6 protein-coding genes (1 of these 6 cut by a window edge) are annotated in these 18,401 nt (G+C 70.4%); all 6 read left to right on the top strand.

Going from position 1 to position 18,401, the window contains the following annotated elements; genetic code table 11:
* Positions 1-11 precede the first annotated feature (11 nt).
* On the top strand, positions 12-1,961 hold the full coding sequence (locus NWFMUON74_RS31565; protein WP_187685357.1) for an acetoacetate--CoA ligase: 1,950 nt from the start codon (positions 12-14) through the stop codon (positions 1,959-1,961).
* A gap of 10 nt (positions 1,962-1,971) precedes the next feature.
* Positions 1,972-3,123: a sensor histidine kinase gene (locus NWFMUON74_RS31560; protein WP_187685356.1), complete on the top strand. Its 1,152-nt coding sequence runs from the start codon at positions 1,972-1,974 to the stop codon at positions 3,121-3,123.
* A complete protein-coding gene (locus tag NWFMUON74_RS31555; RefSeq protein WP_187685355.1) occupies positions 3,120-3,737 on the top strand; it encodes a response regulator in 618 nt (205 codons plus the stop codon). The genes NWFMUON74_RS31560 and NWFMUON74_RS31555 overlap by 4 nt, the downstream gene beginning before the upstream one ends.
* 48 nt (positions 3,738-3,785) lie before the next feature.
* The gene (locus tag NWFMUON74_RS31550; protein ID WP_187685354.1) at positions 3,786-4,211 is read left to right on the top strand and encodes a PPOX class F420-dependent oxidoreductase; all 426 of its coding nucleotides are present in this window, start codon (positions 3,786-3,788) and stop codon (positions 4,209-4,211) included.
* 71 nt (positions 4,212-4,282) lie between these two features.
* The gene (cobM, locus tag NWFMUON74_RS31545) at positions 4,283-5,068 is read left to right on the top strand and encodes a precorrin-4 C(11)-methyltransferase (RefSeq protein ID WP_187685353.1); all 786 of its coding nucleotides are present in this window, start codon (positions 4,283-4,285) and stop codon (positions 5,066-5,068) included.
* Positions 5,069-5,428: 360 nt separating this feature from the next.
* Positions 5,429-18,401, top strand: partial view of a non-ribosomal peptide synthase/polyketide synthase gene (locus NWFMUON74_RS31540; protein ID WP_187685352.1) — the 5' portion only. It continues 38,993 nt past the right edge of the window; the window shows 12,973 of its 51,966 coding nt (coding positions 1-12,973); the start codon lies at positions 5,429-5,431; its stop codon lies beyond the right edge, outside the window.

Raw genomic sequence — 18,401 nt, 5'->3', positions numbered from 1 at the left:
AGGATCGGATCGTGGTGCAACCGCAGTGGGTGCCGACCGAGCAGGACGTCGCGAACGCGCGGGTGACCGATTTCGCTCGGTTCGCCGGAGCGCGAGCGGGCCGGGAGTTCCCCGACTACCGCGCGTTGTGGCAGTGGTCGGTGGACGATCTGCCCGGATTCTGGTCGGCGCTGTGGGCGTACTTCGATCTGGGCGAGCCACCGGACCAGGTGCTCGCCGATGCGGAGATGCCGGGGGCGCGGTGGTTCCCAGGCGCCCGGCTGAACTACGTCGACCAGGTGGTGCGGCAGGCGCGCGCGGATCGGCCCGCGATCGTGTACGCCGGTGAGGACGGCTCGCTGACCGAGGTCTCCTGGGCCGAATTACTCGGCCGCACAGCGGCTTTCGCCGGTGTGCTGCGGGCGCGGGGCGTGCAGCCCGGCGATCGGGTCGTCGGCTACCTGCCGAACATTCCCGAGGCCGTGATCGCGTTCCTGGGCACTGCCGGGCTCGGCGCCGTCTGGAGCGCCTGCGGGCAGGACTATTCCGCGAAGGCGGCGCTCGACCGGCTCGGCCAGCTCGAGCCCGTTGTCCTGGTGACCGCCGACGGATACCACTACGGCGGTAAGGTCTTCGACAAGACCGACGAGATCGCCGAGCTGCGCGCCGGACTGCCGACCGTGCGGGAGACCGTGGTGGTGTCGCGGCTGGGCCGCGAGGTGCCGAACTCGTCGGATTGGGCGCTCGTCACCGAGCCGGTGGCGACCGAGATCGACACGGGTCAGGTCGATTTCGACCATCCGCTGTGGATTCTCTACTCCTCGGGCACCACCGGGCTGCCCAAGGGCATCGTGCACGGGCACGGCGGCGTGCTGCTCGAACACCTCAAAGCCGTTGCGCTGCAATCCGATATCGGCCGAGACGACACCTTCTTCTGGTATACCAGCCCCAGCTGGATGATGTGGAACTTCCAGATCGCCGGGCTGCTCGTGGGCGCCACCATCGTGTGTTACGACGGCAGCCCCGGCCATCCTGCTCCGGATGCGCTGTGGGACATCGCCGCTCGCACCCGCACCACCGTGCTCGGCAGCAGTCCGGGGTACGTGTTGTCCTGCATCAAGGCCGATGTGGCGCCGCAGGCGGACCACGACCTGTCGGCGCTGCGCACCGTGGGCATCACGGGAGCCGCGCTGCCGCCGTCGTCGTCACTGTGGTTGCGCGACAACGTCGGTGAGCGGGTGCAGATCGCCTCTATCAGCGGCGGGACGGACGTGGTGTCGGCGTTCATCGGCGGCGTCCGGACGGTTCCGGTGTGGCCGGGAGAACTGTCGGCGCCGTTCCTCGGGGCCGCCGTGGACGCCTGGGACGCGGCCGGGCACCCGATCCGCAGCGAGGTCGGTGAACTGGTCATCACCGAGCCGATGCCCTCCATGCCGGTGAAATTCTGGCAGGACCCGGACGGATCTCGTTACCGCGGTGCGTATTTCGAGATGTTCCCGGGCGTGTGGCGGCACGGCGACTGGATCACCGTCACCGAACGCGGCAGCATCGTCGTGCACGGGCGCTCGGATTCGACGTTGAACCGGCACGGCATCCGGATGGGTTCGGCCGACATCTACCAGGCCGTGGAGCGGCTGCCGGAGATCGCCGAGGCCCTGGTGATCGGTGCGGAACAGCCGGACGGCGGCTACTGGATGCCGCTGTTCGTGGTGCTCGCCGCCGGCGCCGAACTGACCGACGAGCTGCAACGGCGCATCGGCGAGGTGATCCGCACCGAGGTCTCGCGCCGCCACGTGCCGGACGAGATCATCGTCGCGCCGGGCATCCCGCACACCCGCACCGGCAAGAAGCTCGAGGTGCCCGTCAAGCGGCTCTTCCAGGGCGCGGATCCCGCGCGGGTGGTGGAACGGACCGCCGTCGACAATCCGGAGCTGCTGGACTGGTACGCCGCGGTGCGGCCCTCGCACGGTAACCGCGCATAAGCTGGCCGGTGTGCACCGCTCGCCGCTGACTCCCGTCTTCGCCGCGCTGCAACTCGGGCTGCACGCGCTGATGGTGGCGTTGTCGGCGGTGGTGGTCGGGCGGGCGCTGGTGCCGGGTGCGGGGCATCGGTGGGCCGTCGTGGCCATGACGGTGCTGTTCCTGGTGGTGTATTTCGCCGGCGCGGCATTGCGGGGCAGGCCCGTGGCGGCGCGGGCGTGGCTGGGGTTGCTCACCGTGCTGTGGCTGGGGCTGGTGGCCATCGCGCCGGACGCGGTGTATCTCGTGTTCGGGATGTTCTTCCTGTATCTGCATCTGCTGCCGCGGTTTTGGGGTGCGGTGGCGGTCGCGGCGGCCACCGCGGCGGCCGTGGTCGGCTTCGCGCTGCACAAGGGCTGGACGATCGGCGGCGTGGTGGGGCCCCTGCTCGGCGCGCTGGTCGCCGTCGCGATCGGGCTGGGTTATCGGGCGCTGTTCCGGGAGGCGGCCGACCGGCAGCGGCTCATCGACGAATTGCTCGCCGCCCGAGCCACGCTGGCCGAACAGGAACGCACCGCCGGCAAACTCGCCGAACGGCAGCGGCTGGCGCAGGAGATCCACGACACCGTGGCGCAGGGCCTGTCCAGTATTCAACTGCTACTGCACGCCGCCGAGCGTTCCGCCCCGGAACATCCCGGCCTGCAAGAGATTCGGATGGCCCGCGAGACCGCGGCGGACAGTCTCGCCGAGACCAGGCAGCTCATCGCCGAACTCACTCCCGCCGCGCTGGAGGGTCAGTCGCTGACCGAAGCGCTCGAGCGCATGGCGCAACGCGCGGGCACGTCGGGCCTGGCCGCCCAGCTGCTGGTGGAGGGTGTGCCCGAGCGGTTGCCGATGCCGATCGAGGCGGCGCTGGTACGGGTGGCGCAGGGCGCGGTATCCAATGTGATCCGGCACGCGGCGGCGAGCCGGATGCGGATCACGCTGACCTACGCCGACGATGCCGTGCATCTCGACGTGGTCGATGACGGAAAAGGTATCGATCCAGCGGTTTTCGCGCGCGGCACCTTCGGCATGGATGCCATGCGCAGCCGGGTCCGACAGCAGGGCGGGAGTATGAACGTGGAGTCCGAACCCGGCCACACGGCCGTCACAGTCTCGTTCCCGCTGGCGGATTCCCCGTGATCCGCCTGCTGCTCGCCGACGATCACGCGATCGTCCGCGCCGGGTTGCGCGCCCTGCTGGACTCGGGCGAAGACATCACGGTGGTGGGCGAGGCCGCTACCGCGGCGGAGGCCGTGGCCTTCTGTGCCACAACCGAAGTCGACCTCGTGCTGATGGATCTGCGCTTCGGCCGCGGCAATTCGGGCGTGGACGCCACCCGCGCGCTGCGTGCCGCGCCCGCGCCGCCGAACGTTCTGGTGGTCACCAACTACGACACCGACGCCGACATCCTCGGCGCCATCGAGGCCGGTGCCTGCGGCTACATCCTCAAGGACACCCCGCCCGCCGAACTGCTGGCCGCCGTGCGCGGGGCCGCCGCGGGGGAGAGCGTGCTGTCCCCGTCGGTGGCCTCCCGCCTCATGACCCGGGTCCGCACGCCGGACACCACGCTGAGTCCGCGGGAGATCGAGGTACTGCGGCTGGTCGCCGACGGCCACTCCAATCGCGAGATCGGCAAGCGGCTGTTCCTCAGCGAGACGACGGTGAAATCCCATCTGGTGCACATCTATTCGAAGCTCGGTGTGAAGTCGCGGACCTCGGCCGTGGCGCGGGCGCGGGAACGCGGGGCGATCTGAGGGCGCCGGTTGCGCGAATCCGCCGCGCGCCGGTCGTACGCTGGCGGCATGGCCTCTCTCACCGATCCTCGAGTGCGTGAATTCCTGTCGCACGGCACGCGCACCGGCAAGCTCGCGTTCGTGGCCACCGACGGCCGGCCGGTCATCAACCCGGTCTGGTTCATCCTCGAAGGCGACGAACTCGTGTTCAACACCGGCAAGGACACCGCCAAGGGCCGGGCGATCCGGCGTGACCCGCGCCTGGCGCTGTGCGTCGACCTGGAGGAGCCGCCGTTCGGCTACCTGCAGGTGCAAGGAGTCGCCGAGGTCTCCGAAGATCCCGACGACCTGGTCCGCACCGCCACCGCCATCGCCGCCCGGTACATGGGCGCCGACCGGGCCGAGGAGTTCGGCAAGCGCAACGGCGTGCCCGGTGAACTGGTCGTCCGCCTGCGCCCCAACAAGATCCTGGGCGGCTTCGACATGACCGGCTAGGTGGTCTCGTCGGAAATCCTGGCTGGAAGGGTAGAGGTGGGCGGGTGCGGCGCCCGATCTAGACTCGGCGCATGACCGTGCACTTCATCGGGGCGGGGCCGGGGGCGGCGGATTTGCTGACTGTGCGGGCGGTGCGGTTGTTGGGGGAGGCTGCGGTGTGCCTGTATGCGGGGACTTATCTGGATGCCGAGGTGTTGGGGCATTGTGCGGCGGGGGCTGAGTTGATCGACACACAGGGGCTCGATCTCGACCAGATCGTGGGGCATTGTGTGCGAGCGCACGCGGAGAACAAGGACGTGGCGCGGTTGTGTTCGGGTGATCCGTCGCTCTATTCGGCGCTGGCCGAGCAGACCCGGCGGCTGGATGCGCTGGGGATTCCGTGGGATGTCACGCCGGGTGTGCCCGCTTACGCCGCGGCGGCGGCGTTGCTCGGGACCGAGTTGACCGTGCCGGAGTTGGTGCAGTCGGTGGTGCTGACCCGTACGCGGGCTCGGTCGACGGCCATGCCCGCCGCGGAGGCGCTGGAGAATTTCGCCCGCACCGGGGCCACCTTGGCCCTGCATCTGGCCGTGACGCGGATCCGTCCGCTCGCCGCCGAGTTGACCGCCGACTACGGCACGGACTGTCCGGTCGCGGTGGTCTATCGCGCCAGCCGACCCGATCAGCTGGTGCTGCGCGGCACCCTCGCCGATATCGCCGACCAGGTGGAGGCTGCCGGGCTGCGGCAGGCCGCGATCATCCTGGTGGGCCGCGCGCTGGCCGAACCGCAGCGCTGCGCCCAATCCCATCTCTACGACCCGGCGCGGGACCGCCGGCACCTGCCGGAGACCGCCGCCGGACCGGTCTCCCAGCCCTGAGAACCCGCCTCAACCGGGCATTCGGCGCGGGCGGGACGGGTGCGGTAGATTGCTTCCCTTACCCAACTCCCATGATGTCCAACGGCTATGACCCTTTTTGGTCAGGCAGCCGGAGTGGGCGGTAGATTGGTTCGGTGGTCAGCAGTGAGGTTCAGCGCGCGGACGATACGGGTCCGGTGGGTGTGGTCAGGCCCATGTAACAAGATCGGGCCGGCCGACGGATACGTCCAATGAACATTTTTGTCTGATTGAGATTCGAATCGAGCCCCGAGCGCCGGACGTCACGCTGGAACAGGTGAACGTCGGCGTCGGTGTGCCATCGAGGAGCGCTGCACGGTGTTCCGGAAGTGAGGTTTAGGGTTGGACCGGCTGGATTTCGGCGGCAACGGCGAAGCTGGCAGCGAGGTGGCGCCCACGCCGGTTTCGGGGGACGAACTCTTCCCGCTCTCGCCGGCGCAGCTCGGTATCTGGTATGCCCAGCATCTGGATCCGCAGGTGCCGATCAACATCGCCCAGTACGTCGATCTGCGGGGCGATCTGGACCGTGAGATCCTGCGGCGGGCCTGCATCGACTCCTCGAACGAGCTCGATTCGGGCTTCATGTGCCTGGCCGAGCGCGACGGCGAGCCGATGCAGTACATCGACCCGACCATCCCGGACCGGGACGAGATCGTCTATGTCGACCTGCGCGGCGAGGACGACCCCGAGGCGGTCGCGCACGAGTGGATGCGCGCCGAGTACAGCCGTCCGCTGAACCTGCTCACCGACCGCCTGATCCGGCTCGCCGTCCTGCAACTGGGCGACGACCATTGGTTCTGGTATCTGCGCGCGCACCACATCGTGCTCGATGGCTTCAGCGCCATGAACTACCTCAACCGCGCGTGCGAGCTGTACACGGCGTACCTCGAGGGCGTCGAGCCCAAGCCGTACCGCCCGACGAAGCTGCGCAAGCTGGTCGAGTCGGAATTCGAGTACCGCGAGAGCACCCGCTTCCAGGCCGACCGCGAGCACTGGGCCAAGCGGGTCGAGGGCCTCGAGGAGGGTTCCAGCCTGGTCGGCCGGTCCGCGGCGCCCGCCCCCGTCAACGGGGTGGCCAGCGCGACGCTGTCGCCGGAGCAGACCGAGCTGCTCGACGCGGCCGTGCGACGGCACGACTCCTCCCCGGCGGCCCTGCTGATCGCGGGCTTCGCGGCCTACCTGGCGCAGTGGACGAGCAGCGAAGAGGTGATACTGAGCCTGCCGGTGACCGCGCGCACCACCGCGATCATGCGGCGCTCGGGCGGCGTGTCCTCCAACATCGTCCCGCTGCGACTGCCGGTCGGTTACCGCACGACCGTCGCCGATCTGCTGAAGTCGGTGACGGTCGAGGTGTCCGGCGCCCTGCGGCACCAGCGCTACCGGCACGAGGACATCCGCCGCGACAGCGCGGGCGGCGAGGCGGTCACCAAGGAGTTCTTCGGTCCCTGGGTCAACATCATGTTGTTCCAGGACGAGGTGTCGCTGGGCCCCGTGGTCGGGCACATGCACGTGCTGTCGACCGGTTCCATCGAAGACCTCGGCGTCAATTTCTATCAGTCGATGGGCGGGACGGTCTCGCACATCGACTTCGAGACCAACCCGAACCTCTACACCGAAGCCGAAGCGCACCGGCATCATTCGCGTTTCCTGGAGTTCTTCGACCGGTTCCTGGCCGCCGACGCCGACCAGGTGCTGTGGGAACTACCGATCACCACCGAGTCCGAACTGGACCGCACCCTCGCGGCGTGGAACGACTCCGACCACGAGGTGCCCGACACCACCCTGCCGGCCCTGCTGACCGAGGGCGTCGCGCTGCGCCCGGACGCCGTGGCCCTCGACTACGAGGGCGCCACGCTCACCTACGCCGAATTCGCGGCGCGGGTCAACCGGCTGGCGCGGGCGCTGATCGCCGCGGGTGTGGGGCCGGAATCGCTGGTGGCGCTGGGTATGCGGCGCTCGCTGGAGCTGGTGATCGGCATGCACGCGGTGCTGCAGGCCGGTGGCGCGTACGTGCCGATCGACCCGGACCATCCGGCCGAGCGCACCGCCTACATTCTCGAATCCGCAAGCCCCGTCTGCGTTCTCACCGTTTCCGGTGACGAGGTGGAGCTGCCGGAGTCGGTGCGGCGGGTCCAGATCGACACCCTGGACACCGCGGGCCGCTCCGACGCCCCGATCACCGACGCCGACCGTGTCGCCCCGCTGCTGCCGGGCAACACCGCCTACGTCATCTACACCTCCGGCTCCACCGGACGGCCCAAGGGCGTGGCGGTCACCCACGGCGCGATCGTCAACCAGCAGCTGTGGATGCTCGACCAGTACCGGCTCACCGGCGACGACGTCTACCTGCAGAAGACCGCGACCACCTTCGACGTGTCGCTGTGGGGCTACTTCCTGCCGCTGCTGGTCGGCGCGAAGCTGGTGATCGCGACCCCGGACGGGCACCGCGACCCGGTCTACGTCGCCGAGACCATCGCCCGCCACGGCGTGACCGTGACCGACTTCGTGCCGTCCATGCTGACGGTGTTCGTCTCGCACGCCACGCCTGACCAGATCGCCTCGCTGCGTGCGATTTTCGTCATCGGTGAGGCGCTGCCGCCGGAGACCGCCGCGGGCCTGCGCGCGATCAGCTCGGCCGGGCTGCACAACCTGTACGGCCCCACCGAGGCCGCCGTGTCGGTGACCTATTGGGAGGCGACCGAATCCGACACCACGACGGTGCCGATCGGCATTCCCGAGTGGAATGTCGAAGCGTACGTGCTGGATTCGCGGCTGCGGCCCGCCGCGATCGGTGCACCGGGTGAGCTGTATCTGGCGGGGCGGCAGCTGGCGCGCGGTTATCTCGGGCGGCCCGATCTGACCTCGGACCGGTTCGTCGCCAACCCCTTCGGGGACGGCGAGCGGATGTACCGCACGGGTGACCTGGTGCGGTGGAGCCTTCGCTCCGCTCAGGCGGAGGAAGACGGGAGCTGGGCCGGGCAGGCCGCGCAGGGCGTCCTGGAGTACATCGGGCGTACCGACTTCCAGGTGAAGTTCCGGGGGCAGCGCATCGAGCTGGGGGAGATCGAGACCGATCTGCTGGCTCATCCCGGTGTCAGCCAGGCCGTGGTGCTGGTCACCGATACCGCTACCGGGCAGCAGTTGGTCGCGTATGTCGTTGCCGCGCCGGGTGTTTCGGTCGACCCGGCCGAGCTGACCCGGTTCGTGGCGGAGAAGCTGCCCGCCTACATGGTGCCCGCGGCGATCATGGTGCTGGACGCGCTGCCGCTCAACACCTCCGGCAAGCTCGACCGCAAGGCCCTGCCGGAACCGGTGTTCAGCGCCGACGCCGCCGGGTACCGCGCGCCCCGCAATCAGGTCGAGGAGATCGTCGCGGGCGTGTTCGGCGACGTGCTGGGGCACGACCGCGTCGGCATCGACGACAACTTCTTCGACCTGGGCGGCAACTCGCTGGTCGCCACGCAGGTGGTGGCGCGGATCTCCGCGGCGTTCGGCATTCAGCTGGGCGTGCGCGCGCTGTTCGAGACGCCGACCGTGGCCGCGCTCGCGGTGCGCGTCGAATCCGCCACGCCCGCAAGCGTTTTCCGCCCGCCGCTGGTGGCGCAGCCGCGCCCGGAGCGAGTGCCGCTGTCGCTGGCGCAGCAACGGATGTGGTTCATCAACCAGTTCGACCCGACCGTGCCGACCTACAACCTGCCGTTCGTGGTCCGGCTGCGCGGTGAGGTCGACCTGGACGCGCTGCAGGCGGCGCTGCTGGACGTGATCGCCCGCCAGGAGTCGCTGCGCACGATCTTCCCCGAGTCCGAGGACGGCGGCTACCAGCAGGTGGTGCCGATCGAGCGGGTCGACCTCGGTATCGAGGTGCGCGAGACGGCCGCGGCCGAACTGCCCGGTGTGCTCGCCGAATTCGCCTCCACCGGCTTCGATGTCTCCCGCGAGCTTCCGATCCGGGTCCGGGTGCACCGGGTGCTCGGGGCCGAGCACGGCGACGACTACGCGGTCGCCATCGTCGTGCATCACATCGCCGCCGACGGCTTCTCGTTCGGTCCGCTGGCCCGCGACGTCGCCGCCGCCTACCTGGCGCGCGCCGACGGGCAGGAGCCCGCCTGGGCGCCGCTGCCGGTGCAGTACGCCGACTTCAGCCTGTGGCAGCGCGAACTGCTCGGCGCCGAGACCGACCCGGATTCGATCGCGTCCCGGGAGATCTCGCATTGGCATCGGACGCTGGCCGGGCTGCCGGACCAGCTGGATCTGCCCACCGATCGCCCGCGCCCGCCGCTGCAGAGCTTCCGCGGCAGCCGGGTCACCTTCGACATCGATCCCGAACTGCACGCGCGGCTGACGAGTCTTGCTCGCGCACAGGGCGTTTCGCTGTTCATGGTGCTGCACTCGGCGCTGGCCGTGCTGCTGGCGCGGTTGTCGGGCACCGGCGACATCGCGATCGGCAGCCCGGTCGCCGGTCGCGGCGAGCAGGCCCTCGACGACCTGATCGGCATGTTCGTCAACACGCTGGTGCTGCGCACCGAGGTGGACGGCGCCGAACGCTTCACCGAACTGCTCGGCCGCACCCGCGACACCGACCTGGCGGCCTTCGCCAACGCGAACGTGCCGTTCGAGCGCCTGGTCGAGGTGCTCAACCCGACCCGCTCCCAGGCGCGGCATCCGCTGTTCCAGGTGATGCTGTCGTTCCAGGAGCTCTCGCACGCCACCATGGAGATGGCGGGGCTGACGGTGTCGGCCGAGGAACTCGACGTCGACATCGCCAAGTTCGACCTGGTCTGGACGCTGACCGAACAGCGCGCCGGCGACGGCACGCCCGCCGGGGTGTCGGCGGTGGTGTCCTACGCCACCGATCTGTTCGACGAGTCCACCGTCGCCGAGTTCGTGCACCGCTATCTGCGCGTGCTCACCGCGGCCGTCGCCGCGCCCGAGACGCGGGTGCGCGACATCGAGATCCTCGACGCCGCCGAGCGGCGCACCGTGCTCACCGAATGGAACCGCACCGCCCACGAATTGCCCGCTGTCGCGGGCGAATCGCCGGTCACCGTGCTGGACCTGTTCGCGCGGCAGGTGGCGGTGCGACCGCACGCCACCGCCCTGATCTTCGATCCCAGCGACCGCGACGACGAGTTCGGCCCGGTCCGCGAACTGACCTACGCGGAGTTCGCCGAGCGCGTCAATCGCTTGGCGCGCAAGCTGATCGACGCGGGTGTGGGCCCCGATTCGCTGGTCGCGGTCGGGATGCGGCGTTCGGTCGACATGTTCGTGGCCGTCTACGCCACCCTGGCCGCCGGTGGCGGATACGTGCCGATCGACCCGGACCATCCCGCCGAGCGCACCGAGTACGTGCTCGGCAGCTCGAAGCCGGTGGTGCTGCTCACCACCACCCGCGACGCCGTCACCGCCGAGGACTGCCGGATCATCCACGTCGACACGCTGGATCCGGACGAGTTCGACGCCGCGCCGATCACGGCCGCGGAGCGGTTGCGGCCGCTGCGCCCGGACCACATCGCCTATGTGCTGTACACCTCCGGATCGACCGGCCGCCCGAAGGGCGTGGCGGTGTCACATGCCGCGATGGCGAACCAGATCGCTTGGAAGATCGCCGAATTCGGCCTCGACGAGACCAACGTCGCGCTGCACAAGACGCCGTTCACCTTCGACGCCTCGCTGTGGGAGCTGTTCGCCACCCTGGCCGTCGGCGCCAAGGTGATCGTCGCGGTGCCCGACGGCCACCGCGATCCGATGTACCTCTCGGAGGTCATCGGGCGGCACCGGGTCACGCACACCTCGTTCGTGCCGTCGCTGCTGCCGGTGTTCGCCTCCAGCGCCTCCACCGAGGAATGCCTGTCGCTGCGCGTGGTCTTCGTCGGTGGCGAGGCGTTGCCGCCGTCGACCGTCAGCGCGTTCCGGCGATTCAGCACGGCCACCATCCACAACCTGTACGGCCCCACCGAATTCACGGTCAACGCCACCTCGTGGACGCTGCCCGCCGAGAACGGCCTCACCGCGGTGCCGATCGGCCGCCCGGTGTGGAACGCGCAGGCCTACGTGCTCGACGAGAGCCTGCGACCGGTGCCGGTCGGCGTGCCCGGCGAGCTGTACCTGGCGGGCGCTCAAATCGCCCGCGGCTACCAGGACCGCCCGGACCTGACCGCGGAACGCTTCGTGGCGAATCCCTTCGGCGCGCCCGGCAGCCGGTTGTACCGCACCGGCGACCTGGTGCGGTGGACCTCGCAGGGCGTCCTGGACTACATCGGGCGCACCGACTTCCAGGTGAAGTTCCGCGGGCAGCGGATCGAGCTCGGTGAGATCGAGGCCGCGCTGCTGGATCACCCGGACGTGAACCAGGCCGTGGTGCTCATCATCGATACCGTCACCGGTGATCAGCTGGTGGGCTATGTGGTGCCCACGCCCGGCGCCGAGGTCGACACCGAAGCGGTGCGTGCGGCGCTGGTGCAACGGCTGCCGATCTACATGGTGCCGTCGGCGATCGTGGCGCTGGAGGAATTCCCGCTCAACGCCTCCGGCAAGCTGGATCGCCGGGCACTGCCCGCCCCGCTGTTCGCGGTCTCCGAATTCCGCGCTCCGACAACGCCTATCGAGGAGATCGTCGCGCAGATCTTCGGCGAGGTGCTGGGCGTCGCGCGTGTCGGCGTGGACGACGACTTCTTCGATCTCGGCGGCAACTCGCTGATCGCGACCCAGGTGGCCTCGCGCCTCGGCATCGCGCTGGACACGCGGGTGCCGGTCCGAATGCTGTTCGAGGCCAGCACCGTCGCCGCGCTCGCGGCCCGGGTGGAGTCGCACGCCGGGGACGGCGCGCGCAAGGCGCTGGTGGCCCGGGAGCGTCCCGAGCAGGTGCCGCTGTCGCTGGCGCAGCAGCGCATGTGGTTCCTCAACCGCTACGACACCTCCTCGGCGGTCAACAACATCCCGGTCGCGATCCGGCTGTCCGGCGAGCTGGACGTGGCGGCGTTGCAGGTCGCGGTCATCGACGTGATCGACCGCCACGAGTCGCTGCGCACCGTGTTCCCCGAAACCGACAGCGCGCCGGTGCAGGTGGTGCTCGACGCCGCGCAGATCGTTCCGGACCTGACGCCGGTCCCGGTCAACGAGGGCAACCTGATCGCGCACCTGATCGAGCTGGCCTCGATGGCGTTCGACGTCACCAACGAGGTGCCGCTGCACGCCCGGCTGTTCGAGATCAGCGAGTCTGAGTACGTGCTCGGCATGGTCGTGCACCACATCTCCGCCGACGGCTGGTCGATGGGCCCGCTGGCCCGCGATGTGATGATCGCCTACGCCGCGCGCACCATGTGGGAGCAGCCCGCGTGGGTGCAACTGCCGGTGCAGTACGCCGACTACGCGCTGTGGCAGCGCGAGATGCTGGGCTCGGAGGACGACCCCAGTTCGCTGATCTCCGACCAGATCCGGTACTGGCAGCGCGAACTCGCCGATCTGCCCGACGAATTGGTGCTGCCCGCGGACCGCCCGCGGCCCGCGGTGGCGTCCTACCGCGGTGGCGTGCACTCGTTCGTGATCGCGCCGGAGACGCAGGTCCGGCTGCTGGAACTCGGCCGCCGGCACAACGCATCGCTGTTCATGGTCATGCACAGCGCGCTGGCGGTGCTGCTGGCCCGGCTGTCGGGCAGCTCCGACATCGCCATCGGCACCCCGGTCGCCGGTCGCGGTGAGGCCGCGCTCGACGACCTGATCGGCATGTTCGTCAACACGCTGGTGCTGCGCACCGACGTGGACGGCGCCAAGACCTTCGCGCAGCTGCTGGCGCAGGCCCGCAACACCGACCTGCAGGCGTTCGCGCACGCCGACGTACCGTTCGAGCGGCTGGTCGAGGTACTCAACCCGGCGCGGTCGCAGGCGCGGCACCCGCTGTTCCAGGTGGCGCTGTCGTTCGAGAACCTGCCGGAGAACACCTTCGAACTCCCCGGATTGCGAGTCTCGACAGTCGATTTCGAGGTCGACACCGCGAAATTCGATCTGGCCGTGACCCTTCGGGAGGCCGGGCAGGGTTCCGACGGCGGCATGCTGGGCGAGATCTCCTTCGCCCGTGACCTTTTCGACGACGACACGGTGCAGGAGTTCGCGGGCCGGTTCATGCGGCTGCTGGACGAGATCACCGAGCGGCCGGAACTGCCGGTCGGCGAACTGGAGATCCTCGCGCCCGCCGAGCGCGCCGACCTGCTGCACCGCACCGGTGGCCCGGCCGTCGCGCCGCGCACGATGCCGGAACTGATGGCGGCCGCCGCGGCCGCCGACCCGCGGCGCCCGGCCGTGGTGTTCGAGGGCCGCACGCTGACCTACGCCGAGCTGGACGAGTCGTCCGCGCGGCTGGCCCGGGCGCTGATCGCCCGCGGGGCCGGGCCGGATGTGCTGGTGGCCGTGGCGATTCCGCGGTCGATCGAGCAGGTCCGGGCGGTGTGGGCGGTGGCCCGCGCCGGTGCGGCCTTCCTGCCGGTCGATCCGGCGTACCCGGCCGACCGCATCTCCCACATGATGTCGGATTCGGGTGCGCGCCTGGGCATCACGCTCACCGCGCAGGTCGACGGGCTGCCGCCGATCGCGGACGGCGAGTGGCTGGTGGCCGACGCGCCGGAGTTCGCGGCCGAGGTCGCGGCGCGGTCCGGCGACCCGATCACCGACGCCGATCGCACCGCGGTGCTGCGCCCCGAGCACACCGCCTACGTGATCTACACCTCCGGTTCCACCGGTGTGCCCAAGGGCGTGGTGGTCAGCCACGCCGGGCTGGCGAACTTCAGTGCCGAGCAGGTGGAACGCTATGGCCTGGACGGCGATTCGCGTGCCCTGGCCTTCGCGTCACCGTCGTTCGACGCCTCGGTGCTGGAACTGCTGCTGGCCGTCGGCTCGGCCGGTGCGCTGGTCGTGGTGCCGCCGGGCACCTACGGCGGTGACGAACTCGGCGAGCTGATCTCGCGCGAGGGCGTCACGGTCGGCCTGATCACCCCGTCGGTGCTGGCCTCGCTGGATCCGGCGGCCCTCACCGGCATGCGCGCGATCATCGCCGGTGGCGAGGCACTGTCGGCCGACCTGGTCGCGAAATGGTCTGTGGTGCCCAGTAATTCGGGTGAACGTCGGCTGCACAACGCCTACGGCCCGACCGAGGCGACGATCGCCACCAACATCAGCGGCCGGCTGCTGCCCGGCGACCTGGTGACCATCGGCGGCCCGGTGCGCGGTATGCGCGCGCTGGTGCTGGACGCGCGGCTGCGGCCGGTGCCCGAGGGCGTGGTCGGCGAACTGTACGTGGGCGGCATCCAGCTGGCGCGCGGCTACCTCGCGCGCCCGGCACTGACCGCCGACCGCTTCGTGGCCGACCCGTACGGCGCGCCGGGCGAGCGGTTGTACCGCACCGGCGACGTGGTGCGCTGGCGGCGCGACGGCGCGGGCGAGCCGGTCGTGGAATACGTGGGCCGCAACGACTTCCAGGTGAAGATCCGCGGTTTCCGCATCGAGCTGGGCGAGATCGACGCCGCGCTGACCACCCACCCGGACGTGGACTTCGCGGTGACGATCGGCCGCAACAACGACGCGGGCTCGACGTTCCTGGTGTCCTACGTGCGCCCGGTCTCCGGCCGGGCCGTGGATGTCACCGCACTGTCGGCGCACGTGGCCGATCGGCTTCCGGCCTACATGGTGCCGACGGCCATCATGGTGCTCGACGAGATACCGCTGACCCCGGTGGGCAAGCTGGATCGCAAGGCGCTGCCGGAACCGGAACTGGCGCCGCGCGACTACCGGGCCCCGGCCACGCCGCTCGAGGAGATCGTGGCGGGCATCTTCGCCGATCTGCTCGGTGTCGAACGCGTCGGCGCCGACGACGACTTCTTCGCTCTCGGCGGCAACTCGCTGATCGCCACCCAGGTCACCGCCCGGCTGGCCACCGCGCTCGACGCGGAGGTCGGGGTGCGGGTGCTGTTCGAGGCGCCCACGGTGGCCGGGCTGGCCGCCCGGGTCGGCGCGCGCGCGGGAACCGGCGTGCGCAAGCCGCTCACGGCCCGCACCCGGCCCGAGCGCCCGCCGCTGTCGCTGGCACAGCAGCGCATGTGGTTCCTGAACCGGTTCGACACCGATTCCGCCGCCAACAACATCCCCGTCGCGGTCCGCTTCACCGGCGACCTCGATCTGGACGCGCTGCGCGGCGCGGTCGCGGACGTGGTGGCGCGGCACGAATCGCTGCGCACCATCTACCCGTCCGCCGACGGCATCGGCTACCAGCAGGTGCTGCCGTCCGCCCAGGCGACCCCGGACATCGACGTGGTCCCCGTGCACGCCGACGAATTGCTGTCGGTGGTGGGCGAATTCATCGCCCGCGGGTTCGACGTCACCGCGGAACCGCCCGTGCGCCTGCGCATCTACGAACTGGACGCCGCCGACCACGTCCTGGTCGTGGTCGCCCACCACATCGCCGCCGACGGTTTCTCCATGCGCCCGCTGGTGCGCGACCTGATGACCGCGTACCTGGCGCGCACCGCGGGCCAGGTGCCGGACTGGTCGCCGCTGCCCGTCCAGTACGTGGATTACGCGCTGTGGCAACGGGATACGCTCGGCTCCGAGGACGACCCGCGGTCGCTGATCTCCGAGCAGCTCGACTACTGGCGCGGCGCGCTGGCCGGTCTGCCGGACGAACTGCGCCTGTCGACCAGGCCCCGCCCGGCACTCGCCGCGTATCAGGCCGGAACACACCGGTTCCAGGTGCCCGGCGCGCTGGTCGACGGCCTCGGCGCGGTCGCCCGCCGTCACGGCGCCACGCTGTTCATGGTGGTGCACAGCGCCTTCGCGGCTCTGCTGGCCCGATTGAGCGGCACCTCCGACATCGCGATCGGCACGCCGGTCGCCGGTCGTGGCGAGCAGGCGCTCGACGATCTGGTCGGCATGGTGGTCAACACCCTCGTGCTGCGGAACGAGGTCGACACCGGCGCTCCGTTCACCGAGCTGCTGGCCCAGGTGCGCGAGCGCGACCTGGCCGCCTTCGCGCACGCCGGGGTGCCGTTCGAACGGCTGGTGGAGGTGCTCGAGCCCGCTCGCGCGCCGGGCCGTCACCCGCTGTTCCAGGTGATGCTGACCTTCCAGAACCTCGGCCACACCGCGCTGGAACTGCCCGGCCTGACGGTGTCCGAGCTCGGTGTCGACGCGCCGACGGCGAAGTTCGACATGCAGCTGACGCTGTCCGAGCAGGCGGCCGACGCCGCGGCGATGGACGCCGAACTCGTCTACGCCGCAGATCTTTTCGACGCCGAGTTCGCCGAAACCTTCGTGCAGCGGTTCCTGCGCGTGCTGGGCAGCGTGGCCGCCGACCCGACCCTGCGTGTCGGCGATCTGGAACTGCTCGATGCCACCGAGCACACCCTGGTGCTGCGGTACTGGAACGACACCGAGTTCCCGCTGGACGCGGCGCTGCCGCGGGTCTCCGACGACGCCGCCGCGACCCTGGTGTCGCTGTTCGAGGCCCAGGTGGCGCGCGGTCCCGAGGCGACCGCGGTGACGTTCGAGGGGACAAGTCTGTCCTATGCCGAGTTCGCCGCCCGGGTGCACCGGCTGGCGCGCTGGCTGATCGAGGCCGGTGTCGGACCGGAATCGCTTGTCGCGCTGGGCATGCGGCGCTCCATCGACCTGGTCGTCGGCATGTACGCGGTGACGGCGGCCGGTGGCGCGTACGTGCCGCTGGACCCGGACCACCCGGCCGACCGGACCCGCTACATCCTCGACACGGCCCGCCCGGTGCGGGTGCTGACCACCTCGCGTGACGCGGCCGACCTGCCGGTCGACGACCGCGCGGTCGAGATCGACCGGCTGGAGCTGGACGAATTCGCCGACGGGCCGCTCACCGACGCCGATCGCGTGGCGCCGCTGTATCCGGCGAACACCGCGTACGTGATCTTCACCTCCGGTTCGACCGGCCGGCCGAAGGGCGTGGCGGTGAGCCACGCGGCCATCGTCAACCGCCTGGTCTGGATGCACGCCCAGTACGGCCTGGCCGCCGACGACGTGGTGCTGCAGAAGACCCCGGCCACCTTCGACGTGTCGGTGTGGGAGTTCTTCTGGCCGTTGCAGGTCGGCGCCCGGCTGGTGGTGGCCAAGCCCGACGGCCACCGCGACCCGGCCTACCTGGCCGACCTCATCGCCGCCGAGGGCGTCACGGTCACCCACTTCGTCCCCTCCATGCTGGCGATCTTCGTAGCCACCGAGAGTTCCCGAGAGCTCGAGCTCCGTAACGTCTTCGCCTCCGGCGAGGCATTGCCCGCTGCGACCGCGCAGCGGTTGCGGGAGTTGACCGGGGCGCGGCTGCACAATCTGTACGGTCCGACCGAGGCCGCCGTCGACGTGACCTATCACGAGGTCACCGACGCCGACACCGGCTCGGTGCCGATCGGCGCGCCGGTGTTCAACACCAAGGTCTACGTGCTGGACGAGCGGCTGCAGCCGGTGCCGGTGGGTGTCGCGGGTGAGCTGTATCTGGCGGGCGCGCAGCTGGCGCGCGGTTATGTGGCGCGCCCGGACCTGACCGCGGACCGGTTCGTCGCCAGCCCGTTCGGCGACGGGGAACGCCTGTACCGCACCGGCGACCTGGTGGTGTGGACCCCGGCCGGTGAGCTGGAATACCTGGGCCGCACCGACTTCCAGGTGAAGCTGCGCGGCCAGCGCATCGAACTGGGCGAGATCGAGTCGGCGCTCACCGCCCTCGACACCGTCGCCCAGGCCGTCGTGGTGGTGCGTGCCGACGAACGCGCCGGTGACCAGCTGGTCGCCTACCTGATCCCGGCTGCGGGCGCGTCGATCGCCGCGGAAACGGTGAAAACCGAGCTGTCGCAGCGCCTTCCGGTGTACATGGTGCCGACGGCGTTCGTGGTGCTCGACGAGTTCCCGCTCAACGCCTCCGGCAAGCTGGACCGCCGCGCGCTGCCCGCACCGACCTTCGCCGCCAAGGTGTTCCGCGCGCCGGTCACCCCGGCCGAACAGGCCGTGGCCGACACCATCGGCGAACTGCTCGGGCTGGAGCGAGTCGGTCTCGACGACGACTTCTTCGAACTGGGCGGCAACTCGCTGATCGCCACCCAGGTCGCCGCCCGCCTCGGCGCGGCCCTCGACACCGAGGTGCCGGTGCGCCTGCTGTTCGATGCCTCGACCGTGGCCACCCTCGCCGCGCGCGTGGAATCGCATGCGGGACAGGGCGGCCGGACGCCGCTCACCGCGCGGCAGCGCCCCGAGCCGGTGCCGCTGCCCGGCGGCGAGCAGGCGCGGCTGGTGCCGCTCTCGCCCGCACAGCAGCGGATGT

Origin of the sequence: Nocardia wallacei (genome assembly GCF_014466955.1) — a bacterium.
Lineage (GTDB): Bacteria > Actinomycetota > Actinomycetes > Mycobacteriales > Mycobacteriaceae > Nocardia > Nocardia wallacei.
The sequence above is the reverse complement of the archived record's forward strand: the minus strand, read 5'-3'. Positions and strand labels throughout refer to the sequence as shown.

What these genes read in the sequence shown, in the direction of transcription:
- NWFMUON74_RS31550 (WP_187685354.1), top strand. Translation starts at nt 3,786, where the DNA reads ATGGCCTCTCTCACCGATCCTCGAGTGCGTGAATTCCTGTCGCACGGC.
- cobM (WP_187685353.1), top strand. Translation starts at nt 4,283, where the DNA reads ATGACCGTGCACTTCATCGGGGCGGGGCCGGGGGCGGCGGATTTGCTG.